Origin of the sequence: Streptomyces zhaozhouensis (assembly GCF_900230195.1) — a bacterium.
Lineage (GTDB): Bacteria > Actinomycetota > Actinomycetes > Streptomycetales > Streptomycetaceae > Streptomyces > Streptomyces zhaozhouensis.
In genome coordinates this window covers 1-1596 of the sequence record NZ_OCNE01000060.1, presented here as the reverse complement: position 1 = coordinate 1596, position 1596 = coordinate 1, and the positions used below count along the sequence as shown (strand labels likewise).

General features: G+C 69.0%; 1 protein-coding gene. It reads right to left on the bottom strand.

The window, feature by feature from the left end; all coding sequences use genetic code 11:
* Positions 1–1551, bottom strand: a 1551-nt coding sequence (locus tag CRP51_RS27965) for a rhamnogalacturonan lyase family protein (RefSeq protein ID WP_500691309.1), incomplete at its 3' end; no start/stop codon positions are given.
* Between the last annotated feature and the right edge of the window lie 45 nt (positions 1552–1596).

Here is a 1596-nt window from a genome sequence, read left to right as displayed (position 1 = left end):
GGTGAAGATTTCGAGGCCGGGGTTGTGGGGGTCGATGTCGGTGACGTGCATGGCGTCGCCGTGGCCGAGGCGGGCGGTGGTGTCGGGGGTGTCGCTTTCGGGGGGCATGGGTGCGGTGGAGCTGTAGAGGAGTTGGCCGTCGTGGTCGAGGGTGGCGGAGCCGTAGACGATTTCCTGGTGGCCGTCGTGGTCGATGTCGGCGGAGGTCAGGGAGTGGAAGCCCTGGGTGGTGAGGGTGCCGTGGGTGGGGTCGGTGCCGTCGAGGCCGTGGGGGGAGTCGTGGAAGGGGTTGGTCATGGGGGTGAAGCCGGAGTCGACGTTCCAGTGGGGGCGGATGCGGTGGCCGTCGTAGTGGTAGGTGGCCAGGGTGGTGCGGGTGTAGTAGCCGCGGGCGAAGACGGCGGCGGGGCGTTGGCCGTCGAGGTAGGCGACGGTGGCCAGGAAGCGGTCGACGCGGTTGCCGGGTTCGATGCGGTTCATGGCGTAGTCGCCCCACATCAGTCCGTCGTCGTGGCGGTCGGGGGTGTAGTGGATGGTGTCTCGTTCTTCTCCGGTGTGGCCGTCCAGGACGGTGAGGTATTCGGGGCCATGGAGGATGAAGCCTTCGAAGTCGCGGAGTTGGTTGCGTTCGCTGCGGGCGGGGGCGTAGACGTCGATGAAGTGGTCGGCCAGTGCGGTGGCGTCGGTCTGGTTGAGGGGGTAGTCGTAGGTGGGGTCCAGGCCGAGGGCTTCTTCGAGGGTGGTGGGCCAGTTGCCGGCGACGACTTCGGGGTGGGTGTGCCAGTTCTGGAAGGTGTCCACGAGGTGGTCGAAGTAGTCGGTGGCGGATAGGCGGTAGTCGTCGTGGTGGGTGACGCCGTCGCGGATGTCCTGGCGGGGGAGGGTGATGGGGCGGGTGTGGGTGGGGCGGCCGTGGGGGGTGTAGCGGGTGACGGTGGTGCCCGGTGCGGTCTTGAGCATGATCTCGGCGCGTCCGTCCTGGTCGAAGTCGTAGACCAGGAACTGGGTGTAGTGGGCGCCGGCGCGGATGTTGACGCCCATATCGACGCGGTGCAGGAGGGTGCCGTCCAGTTCGTAGGTGTCCAGGTAGACGTTGCCGGTGTAGCCGGTCTGGGAGACGTCCCTGGAGTTGGAGGGGTCCCATTTGACGATGTACTCGTAGGCGCCGTCGCCGTCGACGTCGCCGACGGACATGTCGTTGGCGGAGTAGGTGTACTCCTCGCCGGCGGGTGTCACCCCGTCCTCGGGGCGCTGCAGCGGGATCTCGTGGAAGCGTTGCGAGGTCGGCCGCACGCCGGCACCGGGCCCTGGGGGGCGGTTCTGGTCGACCGGCACCACGCGGTAGCGCGAACGCGAGGTGCCCTCGGTGTCCAGGTAGTTGGTGGAATCCGAGACCGTCGCGACCTGCCGGCCGTCCCGCAGGACCCGGAAGTCCGTCCCCGCGACCCCGCTGTCGGTGTGCCCGGTCACCTCCCCACCGAGCAACCGCCAACTCAGAAAGACCCCCTCCTCCTGCGCGACCGCCACCAGCCCCCGGTCCAACGCCTCCAACCGCGGACCCGACCGCTCCGCGACACCCGACCCCGCGCCGGCACC